At 40.5% G+C, this 25,461-nt stretch carries 33 protein-coding genes; 11 read left to right on the top strand and 22 right to left on the bottom strand.

Annotated features, from left to right (window positions below; translation table 11 throughout):
* Positions 1–69: 69 nt before the first annotated feature.
* Together FHS57_RS29015 and FHS57_RS29010 are read left to right on the top strand one after the other, a co-directional pair.
* A complete protein-coding gene (locus tag FHS57_RS29015) occupies positions 70–282 on the top strand; it encodes a helix-turn-helix transcriptional regulator (RefSeq protein ID WP_183979872.1) in 213 nt (70 codons plus the stop codon).
* Positions 275–526: a HipA N-terminal domain-containing protein gene (locus tag FHS57_RS29010; protein ID WP_183979870.1), complete on the top strand. Its 252-nt coding sequence runs from the start codon at positions 275–277 to the stop codon at positions 524–526. Before FHS57_RS29015 ends, FHS57_RS29010 begins: the two co-directional genes overlap by 8 nt.
* Here the strand turns inward: FHS57_RS29010 and FHS57_RS31905 are convergent, their stop codons facing one another.
* From FHS57_RS31905 to FHS57_RS28995, 4 genes are all read right to left on the bottom strand, one after another.
* Positions 527–736, bottom strand: coding sequence for a GDCCVxC domain-containing (seleno)protein (locus tag FHS57_RS31905; RefSeq protein WP_229601488.1), 210 nt, complete (start codon positions 734–736; stop codon positions 527–529).
* Entirely contained in the window at positions 736–1,338 is a 603-nt protein-coding gene (gene merTP, locus FHS57_RS29005) for a mercuric transport protein MerTP (RefSeq protein WP_183979868.1), read from the bottom strand. The genes FHS57_RS31905 and merTP overlap by 1 nt, the downstream gene beginning before the upstream one ends.
* Positions 1,335–1,709, bottom strand: a complete 375-nt coding sequence (locus FHS57_RS29000; protein WP_183979866.1) for an ArsR/SmtB family transcription factor — start codon at positions 1,707–1,709, stop codon at positions 1,335–1,337. The genes merTP and FHS57_RS29000 overlap by 4 nt, the downstream gene beginning before the upstream one ends.
* Positions 1,710–1,934: 225 nt before the next feature.
* Entirely contained in the window at positions 1,935–2,270 is a 336-nt protein-coding gene (locus FHS57_RS28995; protein ID WP_229601487.1) for a hypothetical protein, read from the bottom strand.
* A gap of 388 nt (positions 2,271–2,658) precedes the next feature.
* Between FHS57_RS28995 and FHS57_RS28990 the strand changes: the two genes are divergently transcribed.
* Positions 2,659–3,642, top strand: a complete 984-nt coding sequence (locus FHS57_RS28990; RefSeq protein WP_229601486.1) for an IS110 family RNA-guided transposase — start codon at positions 2,659–2,661, stop codon at positions 3,640–3,642.
* Here the strand turns inward: FHS57_RS28990 and FHS57_RS28985 are convergent.
* Both FHS57_RS28985 and FHS57_RS32025 read right to left on the bottom strand, forming a co-directional pair.
* Positions 3,621–4,463, bottom strand: coding sequence for an IS110 family RNA-guided transposase (locus tag FHS57_RS28985; protein WP_183979862.1), 843 nt, complete (start codon positions 4,461–4,463; stop codon positions 3,621–3,623). The two genes, FHS57_RS28990 and FHS57_RS28985, sit on opposite strands and share 22 nt — an antisense overlap.
* Before the next feature lie 209 nt (positions 4,464–4,672).
* Positions 4,673–5,095 carry a transposase gene (locus FHS57_RS32025; protein WP_374758009.1) on the bottom strand — a complete coding sequence of 141 codons (423 nt, stop codon included), beginning with the start codon at positions 5,093–5,095 and terminating at the stop codon, positions 4,673–4,675.
* A gap of 195 nt (positions 5,096–5,290) precedes the next feature.
* Here FHS57_RS32025 and FHS57_RS28975 point away from each other — a divergent pair, with 195 nt between their 5' ends.
* Positions 5,291–5,680 (top strand): HipA domain-containing protein, encoded by a 390-nt coding sequence (locus FHS57_RS28975; protein ID WP_229601485.1) that lies wholly within the window; start codon positions 5,291–5,293, stop codon positions 5,678–5,680.
* A 1-nt stretch (position 5,681) separates the two neighbouring features.
* On the opposite strand, the gene FHS57_RS28970 is transcribed toward FHS57_RS28975, so the two are convergent.
* The 12 genes from FHS57_RS28970 to FHS57_RS28915 form a co-directional block, all read right to left on the bottom strand.
* Positions 5,682–6,245, bottom strand: coding sequence for a conjugal transfer protein TraO (locus FHS57_RS28970; protein ID WP_183979860.1), 564 nt, complete (start codon positions 6,243–6,245; stop codon positions 5,682–5,684).
* A gap of 21 nt (positions 6,246–6,266) precedes the next feature.
* Complete coding sequence (gene traN, locus FHS57_RS28965; RefSeq protein WP_183979858.1) at positions 6,267–7,211, bottom strand: conjugative transposon protein TraN; 945 nt, start codon at positions 7,209–7,211, stop codon at positions 6,267–6,269.
* A gap of 14 nt (positions 7,212–7,225) precedes the next feature.
* Positions 7,226–8,701, bottom strand: coding sequence for a conjugative transposon protein TraM (gene traM / locus FHS57_RS28960; protein ID WP_229601484.1), 1,476 nt, complete (start codon positions 8,699–8,701; stop codon positions 7,226–7,228).
* A gap of 248 nt (positions 8,702–8,949) precedes the next feature.
* A complete protein-coding gene (traK, locus tag FHS57_RS28955; RefSeq protein ID WP_183979854.1) occupies positions 8,950–9,564 on the bottom strand; it encodes a conjugative transposon protein TraK in 615 nt (204 codons plus the stop codon).
* Positions 9,561–9,770, bottom strand: a complete 210-nt coding sequence (locus FHS57_RS28950; RefSeq protein ID WP_183979852.1) for a hypothetical protein — start codon at positions 9,768–9,770, stop codon at positions 9,561–9,563. Before FHS57_RS28950 ends, traK begins: the two co-directional genes overlap by 4 nt.
* 4 nt (positions 9,771–9,774) lie before the next feature.
* Positions 9,775–11,040: a TraJ family protein gene (locus FHS57_RS28945; RefSeq protein ID WP_183979850.1), complete on the bottom strand. Its 1,266-nt coding sequence runs from the start codon at positions 11,038–11,040 to the stop codon at positions 9,775–9,777.
* Between the two features lies 1 nt (position 11,041).
* Positions 11,042–12,043, bottom strand: a complete 1,002-nt coding sequence (locus tag FHS57_RS28940) for a hypothetical protein (RefSeq protein ID WP_183979848.1) — start codon at positions 12,041–12,043, stop codon at positions 11,042–11,044.
* Between the two features lie 11 nt (positions 12,044–12,054).
* Entirely contained in the window at positions 12,055–14,577 is a 2,523-nt protein-coding gene (locus tag FHS57_RS28935) for a TraG family conjugative transposon ATPase (protein ID WP_183979846.1), read from the bottom strand.
* Positions 14,574–14,906, bottom strand: coding sequence for a DUF4133 domain-containing protein (locus FHS57_RS28930; RefSeq protein WP_183979845.1), 333 nt, complete (start codon positions 14,904–14,906; stop codon positions 14,574–14,576). The genes FHS57_RS28935 and FHS57_RS28930 overlap by 4 nt, the downstream gene beginning before the upstream one ends.
* On the bottom strand, positions 14,903–15,322 hold the full coding sequence (locus FHS57_RS28925; protein WP_183979843.1) for a DUF4134 family protein: 420 nt from the start codon (positions 15,320–15,322) through the stop codon (positions 14,903–14,905). Before FHS57_RS28925 ends, FHS57_RS28930 begins: the two co-directional genes overlap by 4 nt.
* Positions 15,323–15,324: 2 nt before the next feature.
* Positions 15,325–15,714: a DUF4134 family protein gene (locus FHS57_RS28920; RefSeq protein WP_183979841.1), complete on the bottom strand. Its 390-nt coding sequence runs from the start codon at positions 15,712–15,714 to the stop codon at positions 15,325–15,327.
* A gap of 4 nt (positions 15,715–15,718) precedes the next feature.
* Complete coding sequence (locus FHS57_RS28915) at positions 15,719–16,036, bottom strand: DUF4134 domain-containing protein (protein ID WP_013931207.1); 318 nt, start codon at positions 16,034–16,036, stop codon at positions 15,719–15,721.
* 269 nt (positions 16,037–16,305) lie between these two features.
* On the opposite strand from FHS57_RS28915, the gene FHS57_RS28910 reads away from it, so the two are divergent.
* The 5 genes from FHS57_RS28910 (at position 16,306) to FHS57_RS28890 (ending at position 20,471) form a co-directional block, all read left to right on the top strand.
* Positions 16,306–16,902, top strand: a complete 597-nt coding sequence (locus tag FHS57_RS28910; RefSeq protein ID WP_183979838.1) for a nucleotide-binding protein — start codon at positions 16,306–16,308, stop codon at positions 16,900–16,902.
* A gap of 14 nt (positions 16,903–16,916) precedes the next feature.
* Positions 16,917–17,186: a hypothetical protein gene (locus FHS57_RS28905; RefSeq protein WP_183979836.1), complete on the top strand. Its 270-nt coding sequence runs from the start codon at positions 16,917–16,919 to the stop codon at positions 17,184–17,186.
* 3 nt (positions 17,187–17,189) lie between these two features.
* Positions 17,190–17,630 carry a hypothetical protein gene (locus FHS57_RS28900; RefSeq protein ID WP_183979835.1) on the top strand — a complete coding sequence of 147 codons (441 nt, stop codon included), beginning with the start codon at positions 17,190–17,192 and terminating at the stop codon, positions 17,628–17,630.
* Positions 17,631–17,736: 106 nt separating this feature from the next.
* The gene (locus FHS57_RS28895; protein WP_183979832.1) at positions 17,737–19,899 is read left to right on the top strand and encodes a YWFCY domain-containing protein; all 2,163 of its coding nucleotides are present in this window, start codon (positions 17,737–17,739) and stop codon (positions 19,897–19,899) included.
* Between the two features lie 47 nt (positions 19,900–19,946).
* Entirely contained in the window at positions 19,947–20,471 is a 525-nt protein-coding gene (locus tag FHS57_RS28890) for a hypothetical protein (protein ID WP_183979830.1), read from the top strand.
* A 5-nt stretch (positions 20,472–20,476) separates the two neighbouring features.
* On the opposite strand, the gene FHS57_RS28885 is transcribed toward FHS57_RS28890, so the two are convergent.
* From FHS57_RS28885 to FHS57_RS28870, 4 genes are all read right to left on the bottom strand, one after another.
* Entirely contained in the window at positions 20,477–21,490 is a 1,014-nt protein-coding gene (locus FHS57_RS28885) for a HipA domain-containing protein (protein ID WP_183979828.1), read from the bottom strand.
* A complete protein-coding gene (locus FHS57_RS28880; protein ID WP_183979826.1) occupies positions 21,487–21,828 on the bottom strand; it encodes a HipA N-terminal domain-containing protein in 342 nt (113 codons plus the stop codon). The genes FHS57_RS28885 and FHS57_RS28880 overlap by 4 nt, the downstream gene beginning before the upstream one ends.
* The gene (locus FHS57_RS28875; RefSeq protein ID WP_183979825.1) at positions 21,825–22,028 is read right to left on the bottom strand and encodes a helix-turn-helix transcriptional regulator; all 204 of its coding nucleotides are present in this window, start codon (positions 22,026–22,028) and stop codon (positions 21,825–21,827) included. Before FHS57_RS28875 ends, FHS57_RS28880 begins: the two co-directional genes overlap by 4 nt.
* Positions 22,029–22,125: 97 nt before the next feature.
* Positions 22,126–22,641 carry a M23 family metallopeptidase gene (locus FHS57_RS28870; RefSeq protein WP_229601483.1) on the bottom strand — a complete coding sequence of 172 codons (516 nt, stop codon included), beginning with the start codon at positions 22,639–22,641 and terminating at the stop codon, positions 22,126–22,128.
* 200 nt (positions 22,642–22,841) lie between these two features.
* Between FHS57_RS28870 and FHS57_RS28865 the strand changes: the two genes are divergently transcribed.
* Both FHS57_RS28865 and FHS57_RS28860 read left to right on the top strand, forming a co-directional pair.
* Positions 22,842–23,123 carry a hypothetical protein gene (locus FHS57_RS28865; protein WP_183979823.1) on the top strand — a complete coding sequence of 94 codons (282 nt, stop codon included), beginning with the start codon at positions 22,842–22,844 and terminating at the stop codon, positions 23,121–23,123.
* Positions 23,124–23,143: 20 nt separating this feature from the next.
* A complete protein-coding gene (locus FHS57_RS28860) occupies positions 23,144–25,459 on the top strand; it encodes a toprim domain-containing protein (RefSeq protein WP_183979822.1) in 2,316 nt (771 codons plus the stop codon).
* The last annotated feature ends 2 nt before the right edge of the window (positions 25,460–25,461 follow it).

Here is a 25,461-nt window from a genome sequence, read left to right as displayed (position 1 = left end):
TTTATATATTCGTACCCGATTGGGTATAAAATGTATAAATGTAAATAAAATAACCCCGAACAGGTATAAATGAAAAGCCTTATCGCCGAATTTGTAAAGGAAAAACGTAAATCGCTGAAACTAACCCAAGTAGATTTGGCCGAAAAATCAGGCGTGGGACTTCGCTTTGTGCGAGAACTCGAACAGGGCAAAGCCACGCTGCGACTCGACAAAGCAAACCAAGTCTTGGATTTATTTGGGTGTGAAGTAGGACCCGTCAGGAAGGAGGTAAGCCATGAATAGGAGTGGAGAGGTTTATTACCAAGACTACTTGGCTGGTATCATTAGCGAAGAAGAAGAAGAGTATGTATTCACGTATGAAGCAGTTTATTTGAAAAATAATTTCCTGCCAGTGAGCTTAACTTTACCGCTGAGGGAAGCATCCTATAAAAGCAAAATTATATTCCCATTTTTTGACGGATTGATTCCCGAAGGTTGGTTATTGGACATTGCCATTCAAAATTGGAAGCTCAACCCGAGGCTATAATTAGCAACAAAATTTGTTGTGTTGAATTGGTGGACATGGAACTGTTCCATAACTGCAAAAAACACAACAATCTCCACTTTTTGGCTTTAAAACTTGCTTACAATTCTCACATTCATAAAAAAATTGGCAAGAATCAGTTGGCATTATTTCAGTTTTTTTATATTCGCAACTCGGGCAAGTAATTTCTGATTCTAAAATTATAGTTTCCATTATGTAAGAATTTTATGTTTAACAACTTTGTAACCTGTCGAATTGATTGCTTTCTCAATTTCTTCAACATTTGTTTTTCTTTTCTCAAATTTGATAATAGCATTTCCCTTTTCATAAGAAACCAAAACTTCGATTATACCTTTCAATTTTTGGATTTCAGCTTTTACATGATGTTCACAACCTGTACAAGTCATACCTTTTACAGTAAATTCTACTTTTTGTGTTTCGGCTATGGCAACAAACGAATTTTGATTTTGTGATTTGGGAAAGAAAAGATAAGAGTAGCTTGGAAATGATAGCAAAATAACCGATACGATTGTAATGATGCTTAAAAATGCCTTTGATTGCCAAAAAGAAACTGTATTTTCTTTCTCACAATTACATGAAACTTCCTTCTTTTGGTTTAATTTATGATACCATGCGAAGCCTAAAATCAGAACTGTCGAACCGATAAAATAGGGTCTGGCAGGTTCAAGCCACGAAATATTTGAAGCCATGCCAGAAGTTCCTGCTAAAAAAGCAAAAACAGGTAAAATACAGCAAAGAGAAGATGCAAATGCTGATAAAATACCTAAGTTTGGAATTAAAAGCGTATTTTTCATATTGATAATTCGATTTGGCTTATATGTTCAAATAAGGGTTTGACGATAGAAAAATGGTTAGATTTTAATGAATAAAAGATAGTTTGTCCCTCTTTTCGAAACTGAATAACATTGGCATCTTTCAATTTTCGGAGGTGTTGAGAAATAGCAGGTACACTCATTTCTAAAATATCTGAAAGATCGCAAGGGCATAATTCAGATTCTTTGTCAAGTAGAAAGAGAATTTTTAACCGTACTTCATTACCTGCCAAACTCAAAACTTGTGAAAGGTTTGAAAACGACTCATCCGCAAGCTGCAAATTTTCCTTGCAATTTTGAATTTGTACTTGATTTGCAAATATTCTTTGACAGTTTATATCTTGATTTTCCATTTAATGTGTTTAGTTATGAACACCAAAGGTAGATAACAATTTGCTTATTTAAGCAAATTGTTAAATTAATTCAAAATAAATATATTATCAAACATTTGTTCGAATAAAACTATCATTGGGAAGCTGTTTAAACTTTCTGTTTTTTATCAATTTTTCGTAGGAAAATGACTGAGAATGCGATAAAATGCAAAGCCATCCAATTTCGCACCGAGAATTCAAATCTGACTAAAAGGGCTTTAAATCCATCAATCCAGGCATTTGCGTGTTCAAAACCGACCTATCTTTGTAAAGTTCATCATCAAAAATATGAGTTCCTGATTCATAAGGTTCTTGTTCTTGATTAGCTGAGTTTCTTGTATTGGCTTTGACGTTAGCAATAATTTCTTCTTTTTGACAAGCCTCCCGAAATTCTTTGGAATCAAAACCTGGATCTGCGTTTAGAAATAAATCTTTTAAGTTTATACCAGCGGCTTTCAAAATGGTACAAATTTCATCAAAGAGTGTCTGAATTTGGAATAAGTCATGATGTTGGCCTTCTTGTGGCGTGGACATAGCAAGCATAATACCGCAGGGATTTCCATGGTTTAAGCAAGCACAGGCGTATAATTTTTATCATATTTTTTTCCATTATGCACCACTGCACATACCCGATGAATAAGTTTATTACGCACCGCATTGAGGACCAGCCGCATCGGCCTTTAGATTTGCGTGATATAAAAAATCCAAGAAAATCATAACTTAGAATTCTCTTAAAGTGAGAGTAAACCAGTTCCAGTGGGGATGCCTTACCGCCGTCGGCTGAGTTAATGACTCATGGATCGATTTAAGACCCCACTGGGTTACTGTAACACAGGACTCAGATAGAAATTCGGGTTTGTGACCCATGAGCAAGGTATCGAGTGTGCGACAGTGTACTGGTTTGAGTAAAAACATAAACTCATTCAAAATTATGGAAACATTTTCATTTTTCATCGGTATTGACATCTCAAAAGCGACGCTTGACTTTGCCGTCGTAGTGGCTAAGAAGTTGCTGTTTCACTATCAGTCAACGAATGATAAAGCAGGAATAAAGTCGTTTGTAAAACATTTAAAAAGTCAATGTCCTGATGCTGATTTTACCAATAGCCTTTATTGTATGGAACATACAGGCATATATAATAATCATTTACTGAACTACTTACATTCAAAAAAAGCGAAAATTTGGTTAGAACATCCTATCCACATTAAAGATAGTTTAGGGATGATTCGGGGCAAAAATGATAAGATTGATGCTCAACGAATCGCTAATTATGCTTACAAAAATCGTGATGAGGTTCGATTATGGATGCCTAAACGTGATGTAATTCAAAAACTTGACCGCTTAACAGCCATGCGTAATCGTCTTGTTAAAACTCGAAAAATGTTACAATCCCCCTTGACTGATTCTGATGGTTTTATCTCTAAAAAAGACCATAATGAAGCAAAAAAAGCTTGCCAAAGTACGATGGATGCACTTAAAAAAGACATCAAACAAGTTCAAAAAGACATTGATACCACTATTCAAGGCGACCCATATCTAAATGAGTTATACGAATTGATTGAATCTGTCAAAGGTGTTGGACCTGTCATTGCAACTGAAATTCTGATAGTTACAAATGAATTCAAGGACATTAATGACCCTAAAAAATTTGCTTGTCACGCGGGAGTAGCTCCCTTTATTTACTCCTCGGGACAATACAAGGGGAAAGCTAAAACCAGCAATAAGGCTAATAAGCAACTCAAAGCATTACTCCACAATGGAGCGGCGTCTGCTATACAGCATTCCAAAGAAATGAAAGAGTATTATGTTCGTAAAACTGCCCAGGGGAAAAACGAAATGCTGGTCAGAAATAACATTTGTAATAAGTTAATTCATCGAGTTTTCTCGTGCGTTCATCGAAAGGCCCCTAAATGAAAAAGGCTTTTTAACCGTTTTCGCGCATGATGGTTCACCCTTGCTTTACCTCTGATGCTGCTCCCTGATTGATGCTCAAAAGGAGCTACGCCTGCATGACAAGCTAATTTTTTGGGATCGGTAATGGAAGTAAATTCGTTAGTGGCGACAATGACCTCGGAGGCTGTAGCTGAACCTACCCCGGGTACTGAGGTAATTAATTCAAAAAGTTCTTTTAAATCAGGGTCTTTGTTTATCAGCTCTTTAATCTGTTTTTCAATCTTGTCAATGTCAAGATTGATGGCTTTCAATGATGTCTGACAGGTTTTGGTAAGCTGTTTTTGCAACGAAGGGGTTAGAAATCCCTGTTGCTCCTGCAAGGGTTGTTGTAATTGCTGACGAGCACTTAATAATCTTTGGCGAACTCCACTCAGCGCTGCCAACTGCTGAATAACCTGACGTGGAGGTTGCCATAAGCGAATTTTGTCTCTGAAACGACAAGCATATTCAGCAATACGAACCGCATCAACAGCATCGGTTTTCCCGCGTTGCAGCCCTCCGGCTCGTTTAATTTGGAGGCTGTTTTCTAACCAAACAGGAAAATGTAACTTATGAAGGTAAGCCAACAGATGGGCATTATAAATACCCGTATGTTCCATACAAAACACTGACTTTTCACGATCAAAACCGGGTAGAGATTCAATGATTTTTACAGTGGCTTTAATAGCAGTTTCTGAATTGGCCGATTGCGTTTGATAGATAATTGTTCCTCCAAGACTGTAAACCGCCCAATCTAAAGTTGCTTTAGAAATGTCAATGCCAATAAAATGTTGAGTGTCCATGAGCATTAATTTTTTAATGATTCTACCAATAACTTACCTTTCAACTCAAACCCTTACTAATGGGCCATAATGCCCTAATTTCCATTTGAGCTTTGGTAAGCAATATAGAGTAGGGCCTGAATCCGTGCATAGAGTTAACCTCTGCGGCCCTATAGGGAAACCTACTCTATTACTGTTTGATAAAAATACACAATCTTGAAATTTTACCATCATACAAATCTAAAGGGCGGCCCCGCTTGATTATCAGATACAAATAGGGCATTTGTTGTGTTAGATGACTTGCGTCCCTGATAACCGACAGCATCGCCACCATTTTTAGCTGGTGTATGACTGCCATCGAATTCGACACTCGACAAATCCAGATATTTTGAATTTTGACTCAAAATATTAATCCAAATTTTACGCCAACAATCGTCCTTAGACCACGCATTGAAATGATAATAGACACTATTCCAACTTAGTATTATATCATTAAAAAACGCTTTTGTTGGCACTTCTCGCCACTGGCAACCTGTCTTTAAACGATAAAATATGCATTCTTCTATCTCTATTATGGGTACTGTTGGTTCAAAACCCCGTTCCCCTACTGTAAGATGTGGTAAAATCCACTTTTCAATCATATCTTTGCTCATAGTCACCATTAGTATGTGTGTTTAAAGTTCGCACTTCAAAATTCACATTACTTTGGGGATTTTTGTATAAGTTTAAACAGCCTCTGGTTTAGTTTTCATAACTTACTGAAAGTTGTCAAAAAATAGTATTTTCAGACCTAAACCAAATTCTATCATGCGATCAAGTTGTAAATATTTAACAAAGGGTTGGATGCGTTGGCTCTATTTGAGTTGGTGGTTTTTTGTTTTATTACGGGCAATGCCGATATGCACCTAAAAAACTTTTCATTGGTACGGTTTGATAATGGAGAAGTGGCTCTATCTCCCGTCTACGATTTAGTTTCTACCAAATTGGCTATGCCCGAAGACCTGGAAGAATCGGCTTTAACCATAAACGGCAAGAAAAACCGACTCAAACGAGCCGATTTTGGCGAATTAGCCTTGAAACTGGGCATTCCTGTTAAATCCTCCGAACGGGTTTATGATAAGTTTGCTAAGAAGCAATTGGTGATGTTAGAGCTGATTGGGCAGAGTTTTTTGCCCGATGCAATGAAGGAGGAGTATGCTCAGATGTTGATTGAAAGAATTGAGAGGCTGACCCAATAGTTCATCTTCTATGCCACCTCACTCCCACAAACACTGTTGAGTGAAACACTTGCACCGAGGATATAGGATTCCACCGTTGGCGGAAACCGAATACAATGGGGTTTATTTCTACTTCGAGGCCAGCGTCCAAACCTACCAGAAACTTGGAGCGTTGTGTTGTAGTTTCAGAAATAACTTGGTCATGGTTGATGGACTCGTACCCTGCAAAGGGTTGAGCCAATCCCCTTACAAAAAAGGTACGGGTGGCATTGCGGTGTAAGATGAATTCGTAGCCATATCCCAAGGTAAATTGTTCTTGTGGAATGTTGGTTGAATCAACCAATGCAGAGGTTTTACGTTGGTAACTGGCGGTGGCTTTCCAGGCGTTGTAATGACGGTTGTATTTTCCAGTTGAAAGCAGTATTTGGGCACCACTAAGGGGACGAAAACCGCCCACTGTTCCCAAATAACCTTCAAAAAACCGTTGTCCTTTTAAATGATTTTGGGCATTTGCTGAAAGCCCAAATATGAACCAAACGGAAGCTATTTGAATAGAAAGATATTTTGATAGTTTATTATTCTTCATTTTCAACTCAAAATCAAAGGATTATAGATTCTTGGCTTGCAGCATGATGTCGCTTTCTACTTGGAAACGCAAGTGGCGACCACCGTCTTTTTCGTACAATTCTACTTCAATTACTTTGTCTTCGGGGAAAGTTCGCAAGGGGAGGGCATACACCGTGGTGTATTCGGTATTGCTGCGGATGGTAGTCAATGTTTTAGGATAATTGGCGAAAGGTTTCATTTCTACTTCTTGGGCAGCCATGCGTTTGAGTACGTCTTTGTCTCGCAGGTAAAACTTGAAGAAATCAATTTCGTAATCAATCTCAGAATCGTTTCTAACGCTCATTTGAAAGTAAATCGTTTTGTTTTTCACGTATAGGCTGGTGAGCAAACAAGTCAATTTCATTTTGGAAGCACCGATGTTCCGAATGTACGAAGTTAGTTTCTGAACCTTCTGACATTCGGTTAGCAGCTCATTTTCGTTTTTCTCATTGGGTTTATCTACGAATGAAATGATAGGACTGTGATTCATCCCTTTTTGTTCAGACGTAAAATTGTCTGCTAAAAGATTGTTGGCAATGTTGATGTTCAGTATTTCAGGGTCTTCTTGAAAACGAACCAAAAAACTATAAAAACCTCCTTCCTCAGTAATGACTGTCATGTTGGTTTCGCAGAAATCGGCTTTTTCTTTGGCTTTTATCCGCAATATATTCGGTACTGTTTCAGGGATTTGGGCAATCACATCGCCTGTGCCGGCGTCAAACTCTCTGATTTTTGCGGGGAAAATAATGTGTGTTGTTTTTCGATTGGAAACCCCGATTGGGTAGCTTCCTTTTACCGAACCTTTATCAATCGGCAGAATATAAGGAGTGCTGTTTACTGATTGAGTCAGTATTGGATTGGCGACGGAAACGCTCTCTTTCTGTGCGTAACCTGAAAATGACAAGCTGAGACCGACAAATACCGTCGGATAGAAAAATATTTTCATATCAAGATAGTTTATTATTCGTTGATTGTTCCGAGCGAATTACCCCGTTCGGTGGGTTTGAGTAAGATTTTGTAATTGGGTTTTACGGTTACTTTTACGTTCGCAATTTTCGCTTGGGCGTATGCTCTTACACCCGAAAATATCGAATTTCCAGCTTGCAGTGCCATTTGTGTACCCACTTGTTGCCCTAAACTGCCTTGCTGAATAAAGAAAGAAGGCGAAGCTACCGCAGTTTGTGCTGATTGCCCCAAACTATTGGCCATGATATTTTTCTCCCGAATTTTAGGAACATAAAGCCCTGCACGGCCATCCAAGTCATATACCGTGAGATTGGTTTGATAGAGGGTTGCCCCGAGTCTAATACTACTGATTGTAACGCTAATCCTTTCGCCGTTAATTTGACAAGTCCCCGCCAGTAGTGTGTGAGCTGGCAAGGTAACTCGTTCGCCATTTAGCAGAAGTTGTACGGTTTCGGTTAATCGAATTTTCAGCGTACTTCCATTTTCTACTACCACTTTGTCACCATCGCCGTGTATTACTGCTTCAATGGTGGTGTTGTTCGTTCGGGCTGATTTGGAGTTGGTTTTTGCACTATTAGCTCCGTAAAAACCATTAGTAGATTTCTTTTCGGTTTCTGTCAAAATTAGGGTAGTGGGTTCTTCGGCTTCATTTTTAAGCAGGCCCTTGTTCTCTGCTTCAATTTCCTTTTTGAACAACGTGCGGTACTCAGTGGGCAATTTGCCTCCGTAGGCTTTTTTGAGGGTCAAGTATTCTTTGCTCATCAATGGCTCGGCAGATAGGGTAGGGGAAGCTCCACCTTCGGTTTGGCCACCCACGGTCCTTTGATTCGCCATTTCAATTTGTCGTAAAACAGTTTCAGTCGCATGACGATTAAAATCACGGTCAGCTTGGTCTTGGCGTTCCTCGGTTAATTGCTCCTTACTTTTCGGGCTGCGGTACATCGTATTCAGGACTCGTTGCTGTTCCCGCAATCGTCGTTGGTTTTGTTTCGTGAATTGACGTTTTTGAAACTGCTTTTGCTCAATGGGCGAAGCGTATTTTAGTTTATCATTTCGTTGTTCAATTTCTCGCAAATCATTTTCAGTCAAGTATTCATTCGTGCCCAGACGTTGCGTTGGGTTTTGGCCCGTGAGCATTTCGGTATTTTGAGCAGCGTGTTGATCGAGGGCATTTGTACCTGAATGATTAGGGCTAAGGTCGGAAGGGGTAAAGTCTTTGTCATACTTCTCGTCACCCTTTACATCTTTTAGTTTTGCTTCGGGTGGAGCTAAGTCGAAGTGAGTACTATCAGCAGAAGTACTTTGACCAGTTGAGATAAATCCACCCATTACTCCAAAAATCCCTATTCCAATCAAACAAGCAATTGGGATTAGAAACATGGCCAACTGTTTTTTATTGAAGCTCAATTTTTTAGCCGTTTCAGCTCCCGCCGTCATGGGTACGTGGTGCGGATTTGAGTTGTCATTCATGTGCATTGTTAGTGAAAATTTCAATTAAAAACATTCCTTAATTGCCAGATGAACCAGGAGAACAGTAAAAGCAAAATGCTTAAAATCAGTACGTTCCTTAACCGAAAACCTACTCGGTGTTGCCAACTATTTAGATAGTTTGCTATTTTAATAGTCAGTTCCGAAAACCATTTTCCTACTTGTTCGCCCACTTGAAAGGCTGGATGTTCTTCCTCCTTTTTGACTTTTTTGAATAAGGATAACATGGCTTATTTGGAACGTTCCCGCACAATTTTGGAGGTAAGAATTTGGAAATCACGCATCAAAAAACCATTCGGTGAATTATCGGAACGATTGATGTCCACCAAATATGTTTGCGTAATAAGTTGCCTTTCTGAAATAGCAGTGGCCCGTTCTTGGATAAGCGTTGCGTAGGTGATGGTTCGATAGGGGTACATCCGTAAGTCTGTCAAAACAGAATCTACTTTAACTCGTTGGGTTACGTTTCCCTGTATCATTTCACGGTAAAAATTCTGCTCGCTGAGGTTATCGTGCAGTTTCTTTGCTGACTCATCGCAGAGAAATAACGCCTTTTTCATGTTGTCTTCAATGGACTTCGGGTCAGGCGAAACATTGAAGAATAGTTCATGAAAACGGCTCACGTGGTGACGGGCCTCGGCTGGGCGGTTGTCGGTTACATCTCCACAGGTTACTTCGATGGCCTCACCTCTATTGACCAAATAGATGCGTTTTGAGAAATCGTTACTATACTTAAAAGCCAGCACCACTGCCGTAATAGAGATAAGAAACGAACAGGCAAATGCCACGATAACCAGCAGCCTACCTCGCTGAAAATCTTTTTCCAATTGCAATAACTCTTTCATTTTTTGTCGTCGTAGATTTCAATGGATGCTCCTTTTGGATGGAAAACATAGGTTTTAGCCGTGTGATGTTGGTATTTTTTGAATGACCAAACCACTACCACAATTGTTATGAAGGCCAATAGCCCTAACGCCCCAAGATGGAAATTGAGCGTTTTTCTATGGCAGTACAGCAGGTTGTTTCGGTATTGAAAAGCTTTTAAAAGCATAGATTTACAAACGGTTAATTTTACGATTAAAGCGATTCTTTTGGCGTTTACCCTCTTGTTTGGTAGCGTTCAGTGCTCCGATGGCGGTAGCTCCAATTGTAGATTTTGCCAAACCACCGACTCCGCCAATAACCCCACCCACTATTTTCCCCTGTAGGCTATATGTTGCTCCTTTGGTCGAGCCTTGTTGCACCCCTGCTGAAACGTTCTTGGGAATGTTTCCTAAACCATCTAATGAAGCTTTACTGGTATCTCTCGATATCCGAATACCAGACCCAGCCGTTCCTTTGGCAACTGATGAGGCTGCACTGCCAAGCGTTTGATTGGCCATGCGGGTAGCACCTTGTACCATAGCACCGACTCCTCCGACGGTTACGAGCATATTGGTCATGGACGGAACTTGAAAATAGCCAATTAAGAACATGACGAGCAGGGCGATGTAAGCCAGTCCCAAATATTCGGGTTGCTGTGCCTCAGCTCCGCCTGACTGTACGGCAGCAGCAGGGTCGTAGGCGTTTAGGTAAGCATCCGAAGCAGCAAATGCAATGCTGCTGTACAAAGCGGCTACGGTAGGCATAAGCGTGTAGTTGATGTAGCTACCAAACCAACTGGCAATATTTTGGGTAAAGCCAGGGAAGATTGCTAATACAAATGCAATGGGTGCACCCATGCGAAGGATAAGACGGTAACAGATGGAAATCAAGAATAAAATGGCTTCGGCCAAGTGCATGATTGCCATCAGAATATCTTGAAGAGCTGATAGAATCTGAAACTTGAATTCTTCGGTAAACCGCTGAAAGCCAATTTTAAAATCAACCCCTACGCTACCCAGACCCATAAATGCTTCACGGTCTTCGTTTAGGTCACCACCGAAAATTTCTTTGTATCGTTGAGGATTAGTTCCAATTTCATCCCACTTCTCCCGAATTTTCTTTTGTATCATTTCGGTATTCTTCTTTACCTTTTCGTACAAATCCCCGTTCGATGCGTTGACCAAACCTACTGTTTTCTTGCCAAAAGCGTCCATTACGTCGCACATCTTGGGTGCAGAGGCAATAAGTAAAACCATCAGAAACGGTCGTAGATACGGAAAAAAGTCAATCGGTTCATTACGGGAAATCTGCCCAATTAGTCTCGAAAAGATATACACCAATGCTCCGATTCCCGCAGCCGCTCGTATGCTGACTTCGATTTTCTCAGCCGCACTATTAGAACTGGTCAGGGTGCTTTGATAGACTTGTTCGAGGGTTTTTAGAATATCGAAGTTCATGCTATTTTAGTTTAATGCCTTCGTCAATTCGATATTTTTTGGTCAGCTCTTCCCGCATAGGAACGAGAAGTTCCCTTCCTAAAATTTTGACTATTACTTCAAATTCTTCTTTGGAAATCTCTTTGCCATCGGGGGTAGCCCAGCCCACCGTTTTAGTGCCTGCCCAGTTTTCAATGGGCCGATAACCCTCGGCCAGTTTTATCCCCAGTGCAATGCGTTGAGCTTTCATTTCGGCGATTTGTAACTCATCTTGGTAATTCAAGAGGCGTTTATTAAAATCTTCCTGTGCCTGCCGCATTTTTACCGCATCTTCGGTTTCGGTATAATTGTCCAGAACGGATGAACCTTCGGGGTAAAAGGCGTCATAGGCTTGTTCGTTTCCGTTGTTAAAGTTGAAATTACCTCCTAACGGATTGGTCGTGACGTTTGCCAAAGCAATGTCATAGAGTTTTGCCGTGGCCTGACGGTCTCTTAAATTTCCTGCCCTCCGCATGGACGTGGCTCGAATTCGATTGTAGTATGCCTGTACCAGATTTTGAAATTTTCCCGCTCGTTCGTGCGCCATATTGAGCCAGTTCATCCGTTCAGAATCATTCATTTCCAGAATATTTTGTGAGGTAGATTGTCGCATATCTTTCAAAATGTCCGTACCCGCCTTGGTTAGACCTTGGAAATCCTGAATAATCATTTGGTACTCAGCAGGATAGATATGTCCATCTTTTCCAATTGAATTTGCCATTTGGTTAAGCATCGAAGTTGTTTGAGTAATGGTTGAAACCAACTGAGTTCCCCGGTGAAATTGCTGCACACCACTGGTTACTCTCTTTAACTTTTCGACATTCTTGACCAAGGTTTTAAATGAGGGGTCTTGTAATAGTTTGATGAGCTGAGTAACTGCCGTGTGTAAAGGGTCAGACACAACAAATTGGGCATTGGCTTTCAATTGAAAAAAAGTCAATAAACCTGTCAGAGCGAGTAATTTTAAGGGTTTTAAGTGTATCATGGGAATAGATATTAAGGTTGAAAAACAGTTGCTCGTTCACCATTTGCCCACGCTTTTACGGCATTTTCAAGGTTGCCGTTGTACTTGTTTTGGGCTAAGTCTTGAATTTCCTCTACTTCTCGCCGCTCAGTTGTGAATGTTCCATAGGCAGTTTTGGAAACTTCGACACCATAAACTTTACAATAATCACCCAGTAATAATGCCAATTCTTTGTAAGGTGGGCGATTTGGGTTTTTGCCTTTGTTGATACTCAAAATGATGTTGGCCTGCTTTTCTGAGAGTGCCAGTGTCTGCATGATTTCGCCAAAACGTTTCTCATAATTGCTCTGGTCGAGCAGAAACTTAATGGGTGAATTGTTGATAATGGCGTCTTTGACGATGGCATTTCCAACCAAATCATCTACTTCCTGCGTAACTACTCCCAATGAGCCGTAATGTTTCCGAACAGTTTTAGAACACCACCTGAGGAAGTCGGAAAAACTATCCTTTGCCAAAGCTTTCCAAGCTTCTTCAATCACCAGCATTTTCAACACACCTTTGACAGTGAACAGCTTACGAACGTAAGTGTTCATAATCATGATGGTTGTCACAGGAAACAGTACGGGGTGGTCTTTGATATTGTCCAGCTCATAAATCACAAAAGGTAAGTCCATGAGGTCAATGTTTTGCCGAGAATTGAGCAGGTAATCATATTGGCCACCTTTGTAATATGGGCGTAATACGTACAGAAAATTTTGTAAGTCGAATTCTTTCTCCGAACGTCCTTGATTCTGCCTGAAAATGTCCGGGTATTCGGTTTGGGTAAACTCATAAAAACTATCAAAGCAGGCGAAAAGGTCGTTTCCATCATTTCTATGGCGACGCAATGCTGCGTAGTATTCGTGAACAATGCTCGAAATGGTTACTTCTTCTGACTTTGATGACCGTTCCCCGTCCTTCTTCCAAAGTGCCATCAATAAGTTAGCCAAAGCATCTTTGGTTTCTTCATCGGGGTTCAAATCCTTCATATAGAACGGATTGAAATTTATCGGGTTATCAGTTTCGTAGGTAATGTACCTTCCGCCCATAAGATGGCACAGGCGTTTGTACGAGTGTCCCACGTCCACCATGCTGATATGAACACCGTGTGAAAGTAAGTAGTAAATGATGTTGTTCATCGTAAACGACTTACCCGACCCCGATGGGCCAATGACCATAAAATTTCGATTGGAAATCAAACCTTTTTCCAACGGTGCAAAGAAAGGATCCACCATACACGGGCGGCCAAAGCGGTCAGTGAGCAGAATTCCATTTTTGTTGAAAAAGCCATCTTGGTAATTGGTTTCTACGTTCCAGATGGTTGTAGCCTCTTCCAAAAAACAAGTAGCCAAATTGTCTTTCCCAATTTCTGAAATATTACCGGGAATACAAGCCCAGAACAACGTTTCAGCGTCCCAAGTAGCCAACTTTGGCTTGAAACCTAACTTGGAAATCGCCGCTGCTGCTAATGAACGATAATTGTCGGCAGTTTCGGAATCTCGGTGAAAAACCATCACATTGAAATGTGCTTTTACAACCTTTCGGTTGTTGGCTTTTACTTCTCCCATGAAGGTATCTTTGGCTGAAATACTCACTTCGTTTTCCTTCGACCATGCTGAAAAAGAATAGTGTCGGCGTACTTCACCGACCATTTCATTTACCATTGCATCACCGTCGCAAATCACTAACGCCTGATTATATACGTGATTGCAGGAGAGCATCATTCCAAGCGTCGAACCCGACGAAATGGGAAAATGACTGCTATCAGTCGAGAACTGTTCGAGCCGAGCCGAATTTTGCAAATCATTCGGAAAATCGTTGAGTTCGGTAATGGCGTAGGTGTAAGTTGTGTTACCTGCTACTTTCAAACCGTCTCTTGTTTCGAGGTCGTACAGCGCTTCATCATCGAACGAAAGCGAAAAGTATTTTTGAAAAATTCCTGTTTCTCTTTTTGTACCGAGAATTTCGTCTTTGTTCAGCCTGTTCAGCTTTACCTTTCCAGAATCGTTGAAGGTTGCCTCGAATTGATTTACGATGTCTGTAAACTCAATCCACGTTTTTGGATCTTGGATTTCCTTGGGTACTAAATGCCGTTTGAGTAGCGAAGATTGCTGACTGGTTCGTTTCAAAGGCGAAGAAGCAGGACGAGTAATGTACAAATAGCAACGATGCCGCAGGTAGGGACGCTCTGCAAAGTGTCGTTCGTTTTCCCAAGCAACATAATTGTTGGATTGCAGATATTCACTCTCAAAATTTGGATTGTATTCATCCTCAATAAAAATATCTTGCTTATGAATCATGTAGCCAATGGGCAGAATCTTGATTGCCCGAACCAAAATATCATGCAGCGTATCGTATTCGCTATCCGAAATGGCGAATATTTCGGGGACTTTCATTTCAAAAGCTACCGACAAATCTGCATTTTTAGAAACAATGATATCCGTTTCGGCATCCACTGCCAAAATAGGGAATAGTGTTTCAAGATTTTTTGCCTTGTTTGGATTGATACTTTTCACTTGCGTTTGGATAAGGTTCGTACTTCAATCAATCGAGCAAACGAACGATTTTGGTAAACATAAAAGGGCTTGTGATTTTTGACGGCCAGTTTGATTTCACCCCAGCGTCCGTGCCGTTTATTGGCATCGTAAGTATAAAAAAGCGTACTCCCTGCGCTGATCAACAACACTGAAATGGCAATCAGTGTGTTTAAACCAATGATGTACAAAAACAGCGTCAGGAAAATACTGGCGATGATTCCGACGGCGGCGTAGTAGAAATGTTTGCCTCGTAGTCCTCGAAACTCAATTTCATTGTCAACGCCCCTAAAAACAGGAAAAGACTTCATAAAATCGCACTGATTAAATAACCCATACTGAACAAAAACACCAATGAACCAAACCATTTGAGCATATACTCGTAAATGTCCTCTTCACCATTTTGAAATTTTCGGTAGATTTTGATGATTCCCACAATTGTAATAACGATACCGAGTAGTAATGAGGCTTGATAAAGTTCAATTGAAAGACCTTCTGCTGTTCCCGAAATTCCCGTAAAAAAGACATAAGCTCCGCCGACGATGAAATTATCTACCATGACTACGATACCACCCGCAAACAAGATTCCGATTAACCAGATAAAAATCATGCCTTCTACTTCTTCACCACGGTTCCATTTTTGAAAAAGCCGTAATCCCGCAATCACCGCAGCGGCAGCGGCTAATGATAGGCAGGTATTTCGGGCTATGGCGTAGAATGAGTCCATTTTTAAGGGTTAATTCCAAAATCTTGCTGAGTAACTCGCCGAGAACCTACTTCCATTTCTGAAACGTAAGCACTCAGACCCGTAGTGATGGCAAGTACGGCCAGTATGGCAGCCACCCACCTCCAAATTTCAATTGTAATACGTTCACTTTCACCCAGTTGCCAACGGTTATAGATGCGTAATCCACCAATCAATCCGATCAGCCCGCAGACTAAATAAGTAAAGGTGACGAACATAGAAAGGTTATCATGCAGCGGGTCGGTGAATTGTTCACCAATTCCCACCCTCGAAAACCCGTTTTTCTTCGTCAAATCTACTGATTGAGCAAATGTATATTCATTCATTAGTGCAATCAGTAATAATGAAGAAACGATATATTGGAGTCGTTTCATTGGCTTAAAAGAAGACAGCTTGTAGGGTAGCAGCAATGGCTAAAATGAACAAAATTGCACCCATCCAGCCCACAGCGGCTTTTTGGGTATCTTGGTCACCATTTTGCCACTTACTATAAATCCGAAATCCGCCAACTAAGCCTACAATGGCGGCAATTACATAGATAATGGTGGTTACGGGCTGGAAATAAGACTGCAAAGCGGTAGCTTGTTGCTCAATTACCTGTGCGCCTCGTTGAATTCCTGCGTTCTGTGCGTTGGATTGGGTTAAGGTCGCTATTGTCAATGCAACTCCCCATAGGTAGTGAACCTTCCTTTTCATCAATACGTATTTATTTTGGTTTGTGATTAATTTTCAAACGCAAAATAAATCATTTTATTTATTATTAAAGCTATCAAAATAATAAAAATTATTTATTTAAAACCATAATGTATCTTTATTCATGTATAAATCAATGAATTATGTTCTGTTAAAACTTGACAGATTTTTAGTAAGATATTTTAATATTTTTCTATTCAGATACATTTTTATTTTGATATTTTACTATTTATCAGTTGATTTGTCCCAGAAAAAGACTTTATAAAAAACCGATGAAAGTAATAACCGTGGCACATCAAAAGGGGGGAGTAGGCAAGACCACATTGGCATTGAACCTTTCCTTTCTATTTAAGGATACGCTCAAAGTAGGTATTCTCGATACCGATTTACAAGGCAGCGTAGTAGGTTTGGGTGACTTGCTTGAAGGGATTACACTCGTACCGCAGGAAGTTCTGACCACAGGAGATGTGCCAGAGTTAGATATTTTGATTATTGACACACCGCCTTACTTAACAGACCAACTTTCAACGCTATTTGAGATTTCGGATTTTGTGTTAGTGCCTACCAAGGTGAGTTATTTGGACGTTATGGCTATTAAAGCAACTATTGCTCTGATTGCTGAGGCCCAAAAACAAAATCCGGCCATGAAGGCAGGAATTGTTTTGAACATGGTGAAACACCGCACGAGTGTCAATGCCGACATCAAAAGTATTTTGGATAGCTACCCGATTCCAACTTTGAAAACAAAAATTATGGAGCGGGTAAGTTACATTCGGTCGGTAGTGGCTAATGGGGTAGGAAATATCGAAGATGCAAAGGCACGTGAAGAAATCATGGCGTTAGCCGAAGAAATCGTAGGACAACTTTAAACGAATTGAGCAATATGGCAGTAAGTGACGAATTTAAAAATCGCCTGGGCAAGTTAAGTACAAAATTAGCGGAAGAGCCAGCTACTTTGCCCATGCAAAAAGTTGAACCTGTTCAACAGGTTCAGAAGAAAACCGTGGAAGAGCCGGAGGAGGAAATCACGCAGTTTAACGTGAAAATTCCCGCTACACTGATGAAAAAAATCAAACTCAAAGCGGTGGAGCAGGACATCAACATCAAGGACATGGTGGCTCAGATTTTGATTGATCACTTTAAGAATTTGTAAAGAATGAAATTAGAGTACGGAAAACATTATTCAGAAGTTGATTATCCAATTGGGATTTTGGACTACGAAGCTCTTGCCATTGGCATTTTTGCGGGATATAAAGTCTGTAAGGTATATGATTTGCATTGGTCGTATGGCTTGCTTGTATTCTTTGTTGCTGCGGTGACTTTTTGGGCATTGATTCAAGTGAAGTTTATTCGTCTAATCTTGATTTGGGGCTTAACGCTTATCATTGGATTTTTGACCTACTACATGGTACGAGACTCAGTGGATAATTTTATGGGAATTGTGACTGGCTCGCTGATTGGAGCGTTGATTTACTACAAACACACCAACGATTACAAAGTGTATCTCTATTATCAACACCTTAAAGAACGAATGAAGGAGGACGAAGAAAAGGATTCCAAAGCCTTAGAGTTAAGGCGGGCATTTGAGAACAAATAGTGTAAATACCGCCGCTTATCTACTCAAATAACATAAAAATATAATTTAACGTTATATAATTAAATGTTTCTATTATTTTAAGCCCCTAATTAAATGAATATTTGAAATGTCGGGGCTGACGAGCAAAGAGAAAGAAGGATATGCTCAGGGTGTTGAGCTATTGCTGATTATTGCCATTCTGTTGTTAGTGTTTCACTTTTTGTGGTTTTGCCATGAGATTGTAGCTGAAAGCCTACCTATTCGAGGCTTCATTTATACGTTTTTGACCAAGATCCACCGCCAATTTGGGCTCTTTAATACACCTATTCTTTCTAAAATTCTGACCTACTTCCTGATTTTTCTGTATTCACTTGGCTCAAAAGGAAAGATTGACCCAAATGTAAAACGGCAGAAAATTATGGCTGATGCCGCAATGGGGACGGCCTTATTCATGGGTTCAATTTTTTTGCTTTACCTCAAAGTAGCATTTTCTCCTATTCTGATTGATACGCTCTATATTATCGTCACATTGGTGGGTACACTGTTTTTGATCAAGTCAGGTCAGCACCTATCCCGATTGCTTTTTGCTCAGCCCGAAAATGATATTTTTAATGAATCAAATGAGGAATTTCCTCAAAATGAAGCGTTTGTATCTAACGAGTTTTCAATTCACTTCAAAACAACGTATCACTATCGTGGTAAATGGCGAGAAGGCTTGGTCAATATAGTCAACCCGTTTCGTTCGACGATGGTGTTGGGAGTGCCAGGCTCGGGTAAGTCGTATGCTATTTTGATACCCGCACTTTGGCAGTCTATTTACAAGGGATATACGGCGTATGTGTATGATTTTAAGTTCCCTGATTTAACCGAAGAAGCCTACAATGCGTATTTGAAAACCCTGCGGGAAAATAAATTTGCCTGGGGAAAAAAAGCGAACGGTGAGCCAATTATCCCCAAATTTTATGTAATCAATTTCGATGACATTGAATACTCACATCGTTGTAATCCGCTGCTACCAGAGTTGATGACCGACGTAATGGATGCCTATGAATCAGCGCAAACCATTATGTTGAATCTCAACCGTACTTGGGCGCAGAAGCAAGGTGAGTTTTTTCCCGAATCGGCGATTAACTTCCTAACTTCGGTGATTTGGTATTTACGAACGGTCAGCATGAAGTATCGGGAGTTGTACGAGCAAGAAAAACAAAAGAATGAAGGCGAGCAAAGCCCTAAACTTTTGGAGGATTTTAAGCGATTAGGCCAAATCTGTACTTTTCCGCACACGCTCGAATTTACCAACCGCCGTTACGACGAAACGTTTCAGATAATGGAGCAGTACCCCGAGGTCGAGATTTACGTCCGTCCGTTTATTGATGCCAAAGCAGGTGGCGCAATGGAGCAGTTAGAAGGACAGATTTCGTCGGTGCGCATTCCCATGGCCCGACTTTCGTCGCCAACACTATATTGGGTAATGACAGGCAATGATTTTAGTTTAGACATTAACAATCCAGACGACCCCAAAATACTTTGCACAGGTAACAACCCCGAACGGGTTAGCGTGTATGGTACGGCGTTTTCACTCTATACTTCTCGGATGATGAAGCTCGTGAACAAAAAAGGGAAGCTAAAATCAGCACTTTTTTGGGACGAATTGCCGACCATGTTTATTAAAGGGATTGATATGCTCATTGCCACGGCTCGAAGCAATAAAGTAGCGACTTGGTTAGGAATACAGGACTTTGAGCAGTTGGTGCGGGACTATGGTGAGCGGGAAGCAAAGGTAATTATCAACATTATCGGCAACCTGTTTTCGGGAACGGTAGTCTTTGAAACCGCCGAAAAACTATCCCGTCGTTTTGGCAGAACTAATCAGGAAAAGGAATCAATCACCTACTCTAAAAACGATACAACCATCAACGTTTCGACGCAACAGGCCGATGTAATTCCTTCCTCAAAAATCTCGACATTAAAGCAAGGCGAGTTTGTAGGGCAGTTTGTTGACAATTTTGGCGAGGAATTTGATTTAAAAACATTCAAAGCATTTGTAAGTGTTGAGAAAGACCAACTCAAAAAAACACAAAAACTGCCTAAAATCAATGACTTGGCCGTTTTGGTTGAAAGAAAGTATGAAATTGATTACCAAAAATTAACTGAACCCGAGAAACTTTCTTTCAGAAATCGGCTTTTACAAGAACATTACCACCGTGTAAAGCAAGACATTTCACTACTAATTGAGTATGAAATGGCAGAATACGGAATTACCACCGCTTCGGCGCCCCGAAACCACTAAGTAATCTAACCACCGCTTCGGCGGACCACTTTGAAAATTTGTAACCAATGAACCCACGAGGAAGACCTAAGTTAGCTGCCGATGAGAAAGGTAGCTACAACCCTATTTTGGTAGGAGAAGATGTACTGAAAACCTTGCAGATATCTTCGGAAAAGCCCGAGGAACAAGCCGAATTGCAAGTCAAACTAACAATTGTGAAAGAACACCCCGAAGCAAGTGAATACTACTGGAAGTTGGTATTTACCTACTCGTTTTTTGTGTATAAAAACCGACGTATGACCGACGCTATTTTTGAACGGGCAGACACGACTACACTCGAAAATATCAAGAAAATGAACCTCAAACAGTTGGCCGAAATAGTGGATATTGAGTATCATAACTTCAAAAATATGTACTCAGGACGAGGAAATGCCAAGAATTTGTTGCAATATCAGTCATTTTTGTACGAAAACGGTGTCAATTTTATTTCGTTACAATACACAGATACGCTCATCAATAAGGCGTATTCCTACTATCAACTTCTGCAAAGTGATAAATATACCAGTGAAGAATTGAAGGACTTGTTTTTCTGATTTTCCTACCTATTCATCTTGAAAGCGTAATTTAATCGCTTCAACCGAGATTCGTAACAAGCTAAGTATGTGGCCTTGGCAGCATCGCTCAACCAAGAATTTTGTGTCATGGCCCGTACTTTCTCGTAGTCTTTCTGAAAAATAACCAATTGCTGACGTACTCGTTTTTCGGCAATACCAATACGAGAGCCAAATATCAGGAAATCATCGAAAGCGTAAAAAGCATTAGCGGTGTAGCTATCTGTTTCGTAATCATTACTAAAAAGCCCGTCTTTTAATGCCATATCCGAATCGGTGAGATGTAAGCGGGTACAAATCAAGTCGTAAGCGGGGCTAAGTACAAAATCACCGTCAAGGGTTTCGACAATGGAGAAGTTTTTGAGGTGAGCATCCCCGTTCGAGAACAAATAATTGAACAAGAGCAATCGAAAAAACTTCTCTGTCTCTACCCGATAAGCAGGCAAATGTTGTTTAATCAATTGAGCCACTTCTTCGTAGCTTCCTTCGTATTTATAATCTAATCCTGCGGTTTGCTTGGTCCTTCCTGACAATGAAGCAAAATCTTCCTGCCGCCATTTTGAACCATCAGGGCGAAAATCAAAGCGTTTGATGAGCAAAGCAGGTTCTTCGTCGGCAAAGAAAATCAGACCATTGGCCGCTGTTGGAATACTATATACTTGCTGGGCAATTTGCATGGTCAGGTGTTCATTGGCAGGAATTTCGCTGGCGTTGGGTAAATCGGGCGGAATAGGTTTTAGAATGTACTTCGTTTGCTCATTGGGTTTAGGTAGCCGTAAGGTATTACTGTCAAGAACTAATCCATATTTTTCTTGTACTCCCGAAATAGAAAGCTGTCGAAACGATTGCCCAAAACCCTGAAAGGCCGTGGTTCTGATGTCTTGGTGTTTGAAGGGTAGGATAGGTGAAACTTGTTTGCCGCCGAAAAGCGATTTTCGAGCTTTGGGGCTAAAAGTATCGAATCCTGATTGTAGGGTAGAAGGACAAACGATTGTTTTCATACTTCAAAAGTCAGGTTTTTAGTTTGCTCTATCACCCGCACCGCCCCAACCGTATCAGTGTGGGCAATGGCCAGCAAAAGTCCAAAATCGTCATTTTCGTCAATTTTAAGCAATCGGCATTGCACGGCACGATTGTAACCCTCTGATAGTAGCCCATAGAAAAAGGGAAATAAAGAAGACGACCTAAATTCTTGTTGAGAAATAGGCATTGTTAAACTCAACGCACGGGCATTGGGGCGAGCGATATAATTGTCATCATACTGAAAAATGAAACCGTCAGGCATTTCAGAGAGTTTTCCAACGGCTTCTAAGTTGAGAAATACAGTGGCTTTTCTCATGATTTAATAGTCAAAGTAAGTTCTAAACCCAGCACATCAATAATTTTAGTAAGCGTTTCAAACGATGGATTGCCCTTTCCGTTTTCAATGGCGATGAGGGTACGAAGCCCCACCCCCGACAACTCGGCTAAGTCGTTTTGCCGAATGTCGAGCCGTTGTCGTCGTTGCTTGATGGTTTCACCTACTTGAACAAGGTTCATAAATGCCAATTTGAATGTGCAATATAATGCCTATTTAGTAGTATTGCAAATACTTATTAGGGTATTTTTATTAAAATGTGTAATATATTGCAGATTATTATTTATGAAAATAACCTTCCAAAAATCGAATTCCGAGCGTCAAGTATTCCGCAGGATTCACATAAATACTGTTTTTCTTGATGGCATAATGTAAGTGTTTCCCTGTGGAATGGCCTGTATTCCCCAATATTCCAATCTTTTCGCCAACGTTTAAAAATTGATTTTTTTTCACCTGAATATCAGCCAGATGACCATAAATGGTCTGATATGAGTTGCCATGATTGACAATAACGAATAAACCGAGGGCGTTATCATAGCCCACTTGCTCTACTAAACCTGTTGCTGTTGTTCGGACATATTGATAGTTTCCTGCAATGTCAATTCCGCTATGGTGCTGAAACTTGCCCTTCAATGGGTGTTTACGCCAGCCGAATCCCGAAGAAATTCGGTTTCCCTCCCAAAAACCGACAGGAGGAAGACAAGGAATGGTGAAAGCCACGACTGGGTTTGATTCAAAAAAAGAAGGAAATTGACGGATAATCTCGGCATGAGATAATCGCTGTAATTCGCTCATTAACGACCTTTCTGAGTGTAGAATACTATCTGACGTAGCTTGTGCGTTGGTTAGTATTGGAAATAAAAATAAGATTATTTTCAATATACATTTAATCATAAAGGCAAAAATAAATAATTTGTTTTATTAAAATGACTTAACTTACTTTGTAATTGAAAAATAAGTTGAGCCATTTTTCAACTGCTAATCCATAACTATTGATGATGTTATCTCTCAATGACCTAACGAAAAGGTACGGGGCCGAACGAATCAACGTAGCTATTCAGCCGCTTTACATTGCTGACGGTGAAGAACCGCTCGACCCAAGTAAATATGTGATAAATGCTTCTATCAACGACCCTGAACTATGGGAATCACTATCTAATGACGAGCAAAACCTACTCTATACAGCTCATTTGGATACGCTTTTCGATACCAAAGACTTGTTAAATTCACTGTTCGACATCAACGAACCCGAAGGTGGTTTTGAAATTCCTGACTAACCTCTAAGTCCGAAAAGACCATGCAAGATGTCAAAAACCGAGCTTCGAGAGAGCAATTAGCCATTCTTCGACATTTAAACAAAGAAGCAGTTCGCTACATCGCATTCGGTGATTTTGCTTTAAATGGCATTGATAATACCCGCACGATTGGAAATGTTCAACTCTGGATTGAACCTACACCCGATAATGTTGAAAGGTGCAATAAGGCCATCAAAAATATGTATGGGGCCAGGAGCATCACCCAACTGCCTCAGAGCGTCGTTACCAATCCAGAAGCCAAACGTACTTTAACATTGGGGAGTGGTGAGGTTCGAGTTGCTGTTTACCCCGCAATAAGTGGCTTTCATCCTGCCGAGTTTAAAGAGGTGTATCAACGAAGCGAAAAAGGTCGAGCGTATTTACCAAGTCAAACGGGTAAGTTAGATGGTTCTGTTGGGTACAAGCAGTTAAATCTGAACGACTTGTATCACAATGTTCGAGAATCAAAGTCGGTTCATAAGGCGTGGAATCTGGAAACTATTGAGCGATTTGCTGCTAAAAATGATTTGACCTTAAAAAATCCTGATGGTAGTGAAATTACGGAGCGAGATAAAGTAGCTATATCATCCCAAACCCAACGAAAAGGCGGACGCATGACCCGAGATTTGAGCCAAATAAAGCAGGATTTAGATTTAGAAATTGTACTGCAACATTATGGTTACCAGTTAGATAAAAAGAAGTCACGCCCCAATGACGCTTGGCGACTGTACGAAACGGGAATCAAAGGCGATAAGCAACGATTGGCAGTAGCAGCCGTAAAGGATTATGGGACGAAGTTTTTTGTGGACTTGAATGACCCACAGTTTAAGGGCGATATTTTCAAATTCATGGAACGTATGGAGCACGGAAACTACCGCCATATTTTTCAAACGATTGACTCAATCATGATGCAAGACGGATTTGCTGAAAAGAAGCGACTTGTTGAGCCAATGATTGAAGTTTCTGCCAATTATTTTTTGAAAGATACGCTCCTCCGAGAGCAGGATTTGTACAGTAAATATCAGATTGCCCCGCTGACTGATACCGAATATTTGGAAGGACGGAATATTGCAAAACAGATACTTTTTTCCAAGGAATTTGAGGGACGAATCAAAAATGTGGCGTTTGATACTGGCGTGATTCGGCACGTGAATACAGCCTTCCCCATGTATGCTCGTGACGGAAACATTGCGTCAATGGATATTCGGAATTTGGCTTACAAAGCATTTCCAGAAGGTGAACGAGGAGAGGCTTTATGGCACTCAAATCGGTTTTTTAAGGCAAAAGAAGCAGTGAAAGATGAAAAGGGGCAAGAAATCCCAATAGGAACAATTGGTACAATTTACCGCCAAGATGCTAAAAACGTGGTATTTTTATATGGAGAATTAGGGGAAGAAAAGCGTGTTATTCTGCCCATTGAGCAAGCAAAAACGGGATTTTATGAAGTTCCTGTCCAACGAATTGTGATTTCAGAATCAGCCATTGATGCGATTTCGTTGAAGCAACTCAACCCCGAACAAGCTGATGAACGACGTTTTTATGTCGCCACAGGTGGGCAGCCTGGCGGTAAACAAATAGCTTTTTTACAAGAAATCTTGAATCGAAATCCACAAGCGCAATTAGTGATTGCACAGGATGGTGACAATGCCGGGCTACGGTTTGCGGTGAATTACTTGGCCTTAGACCACCCGTCCGAAAACCCTGAAATGAAGATTAAACCTTACTTGACGTATTCATCTCCAACCAATCAACAAGTCAAAAAAACGGAGGAAAGCACTGAGAATCAAGAATCCGTAGGAACGAATCGGTTGAACTTAGAGCTTCGCTACCCCTTAGCGTTGGGGGCAAGAAAAGCGCAGGAGTTAAACGAAGGATTTATAAAAGATTTGGTCGAAGACATGAACTTGTTCGTGAAAAGATACAGCACAGATTTGAACGATAAAGAAAAGAAAATCAATGAGTTTCAGCGGGAAACGATGCTCGATGAAAACATGAAATTCATGATTACCCGTACCATTATTCACTTCCCGAATGATACTAAATTATTGACCAAGGCATTGAACCGAATTAGTGATGAAATAGAAAAACGGCAAGAGCAAAAGCTATTTCAAATCGTTCGTCCGACCCGTCAGCAAAAAGATTTGAACGAGGTGTTGAAAGAGCGTAATGGTCAAGCCTTACCACCTTCTCATAACCTCAAATTGAATGAACCACCTGTCATCAAATCCTATCAAGAGATTCAAAAATCAAAACAGGAAAAAATGAAAAGTGCTGAATCACAGGGGTTTGCACAAGGAAAGAACAAAATTGGTTTTTGATT

Origin of the sequence: Runella defluvii (assembly GCF_014195535.1) — a bacterium.
GTDB lineage: Bacteria > Bacteroidota > Bacteroidia > Cytophagales > Spirosomataceae > Runella > Runella defluvii.
Note: the sequence above shows the minus strand (reverse complement) of the source record. Positions and strands in the feature narration are given on the sequence as shown.

Excerpts from the sequence above, each read along its gene's own strand:
- FHS57_RS29015 (WP_183979872.1), top strand. The coding sequence starts at position 70 with ATGAAAAGCCTTATCGCCGAATTTGTAAAGGAAAAACGTAAATCGCTG.
- FHS57_RS29010 (WP_183979870.1), top strand. The coding sequence starts at position 275 with ATGAATAGGAGTGGAGAGGTTTATTACCAAGACTACTTGGCTGGTATC.
- FHS57_RS31905 (WP_229601488.1), bottom strand. The coding sequence starts at position 736 with ATGGAAACTATAATTTTAGAATCAGAAATTACTTGCCCGAGTTGCGAA.
- merTP (WP_183979868.1), bottom strand. The coding sequence starts at position 1,338 with ATGAAAAATACGCTTTTAATTCCAAACTTAGGTATTTTATCAGCATTT.
- FHS57_RS29000 (WP_183979866.1), bottom strand. The coding sequence starts at position 1,709 with ATGGAAAATCAAGATATAAACTGTCAAAGAATATTTGCAAATCAAGTA.
- FHS57_RS28995 (WP_229601487.1), bottom strand. The coding sequence starts at position 2,270 with ATGCTTGCTATGTCCACGCCACAAGAAGGCCAACATCATGACTTATTC.
- FHS57_RS28990 (WP_229601486.1), top strand. The coding sequence starts at position 2,659 with ATGGAAACATTTTCATTTTTCATCGGTATTGACATCTCAAAAGCGACG.
- FHS57_RS28985 (WP_183979862.1), bottom strand. The coding sequence starts at position 4,463 with ATGGACACTCAACATTTTATTGGCATTGACATTTCTAAAGCAACTTTA.
- FHS57_RS32025 (WP_374758009.1), bottom strand. The coding sequence starts at position 5,095 with ATGAGCAAAGATATGATTGAAAAGTGGATTTTACCACATCTTACAGTA.
- FHS57_RS28970 (WP_183979860.1), bottom strand. The coding sequence starts at position 6,245 with ATGAAGAATAATAAACTATCAAAATATCTTTCTATTCAAATAGCTTCC.
- traN (WP_183979858.1), bottom strand. The coding sequence starts at position 7,211 with ATGAAAATATTTTTCTATCCGACGGTATTTGTCGGTCTCAGCTTGTCA.
- traM (WP_229601484.1), bottom strand. The coding sequence starts at position 8,701 with ATGAATGACAACTCAAATCCGCACCACGTACCCATGACGGCGGGAGCT.
- traK (WP_183979854.1), bottom strand. The coding sequence starts at position 9,564 with ATGAAAGAGTTATTGCAATTGGAAAAAGATTTTCAGCGAGGTAGGCTG.
- FHS57_RS28950 (WP_183979852.1), bottom strand. The coding sequence starts at position 9,770 with ATGCTTTTAAAAGCTTTTCAATACCGAAACAACCTGCTGTACTGCCAT.
- FHS57_RS28945 (WP_183979850.1), bottom strand. The coding sequence starts at position 11,040 with ATGAACTTCGATATTCTAAAAACCCTCGAACAAGTCTATCAAAGCACC.
- FHS57_RS28940 (WP_183979848.1), bottom strand. The coding sequence starts at position 12,043 with ATGATACACTTAAAACCCTTAAAATTACTCGCTCTGACAGGTTTATTG.
- FHS57_RS28930 (WP_183979845.1), bottom strand. The coding sequence starts at position 14,906 with ATGAAGTCTTTTCCTGTTTTTAGGGGCGTTGACAATGAAATTGAGTTT.
- FHS57_RS28925 (WP_183979843.1), bottom strand. The coding sequence starts at position 15,322 with ATGGACTCATTCTACGCCATAGCCCGAAATACCTGCCTATCATTAGCC.
- FHS57_RS28920 (WP_183979841.1), bottom strand. The coding sequence starts at position 15,714 with ATGAAACGACTCCAATATATCGTTTCTTCATTATTACTGATTGCACTA.
- FHS57_RS28915 (WP_013931207.1), bottom strand. The coding sequence starts at position 16,036 with ATGAAAAGGAAGGTTCACTACCTATGGGGAGTTGCATTGACAATAGCG.
- FHS57_RS28910 (WP_183979838.1), top strand. The coding sequence starts at position 16,306 with ATGAAAGTAATAACCGTGGCACATCAAAAGGGGGGAGTAGGCAAGACC.
- FHS57_RS28905 (WP_183979836.1), top strand. The coding sequence starts at position 16,917 with ATGGCAGTAAGTGACGAATTTAAAAATCGCCTGGGCAAGTTAAGTACA.
- FHS57_RS28900 (WP_183979835.1), top strand. The coding sequence starts at position 17,190 with ATGAAATTAGAGTACGGAAAACATTATTCAGAAGTTGATTATCCAATT.
- FHS57_RS28895 (WP_183979832.1), top strand. The coding sequence starts at position 17,737 with ATGTCGGGGCTGACGAGCAAAGAGAAAGAAGGATATGCTCAGGGTGTT.
- FHS57_RS28890 (WP_183979830.1), top strand. The coding sequence starts at position 19,947 with ATGAACCCACGAGGAAGACCTAAGTTAGCTGCCGATGAGAAAGGTAGC.
- FHS57_RS28885 (WP_183979828.1), bottom strand. The coding sequence starts at position 21,490 with ATGAAAACAATCGTTTGTCCTTCTACCCTACAATCAGGATTCGATACT.
- FHS57_RS28880 (WP_183979826.1), bottom strand. The coding sequence starts at position 21,828 with ATGAGAAAAGCCACTGTATTTCTCAACTTAGAAGCCGTTGGAAAACTC.
- FHS57_RS28875 (WP_183979825.1), bottom strand. The coding sequence starts at position 22,028 with ATGAACCTTGTTCAAGTAGGTGAAACCATCAAGCAACGACGACAACGG.
- FHS57_RS28870 (WP_229601483.1), bottom strand. The coding sequence starts at position 22,641 with ATGAGCGAATTACAGCGATTATCTCATGCCGAGATTATCCGTCAATTT.
- FHS57_RS28865 (WP_183979823.1), top strand. The coding sequence starts at position 22,842 with ATGATGTTATCTCTCAATGACCTAACGAAAAGGTACGGGGCCGAACGA.
- FHS57_RS28860 (WP_183979822.1), top strand. The coding sequence starts at position 23,144 with ATGCAAGATGTCAAAAACCGAGCTTCGAGAGAGCAATTAGCCATTCTT.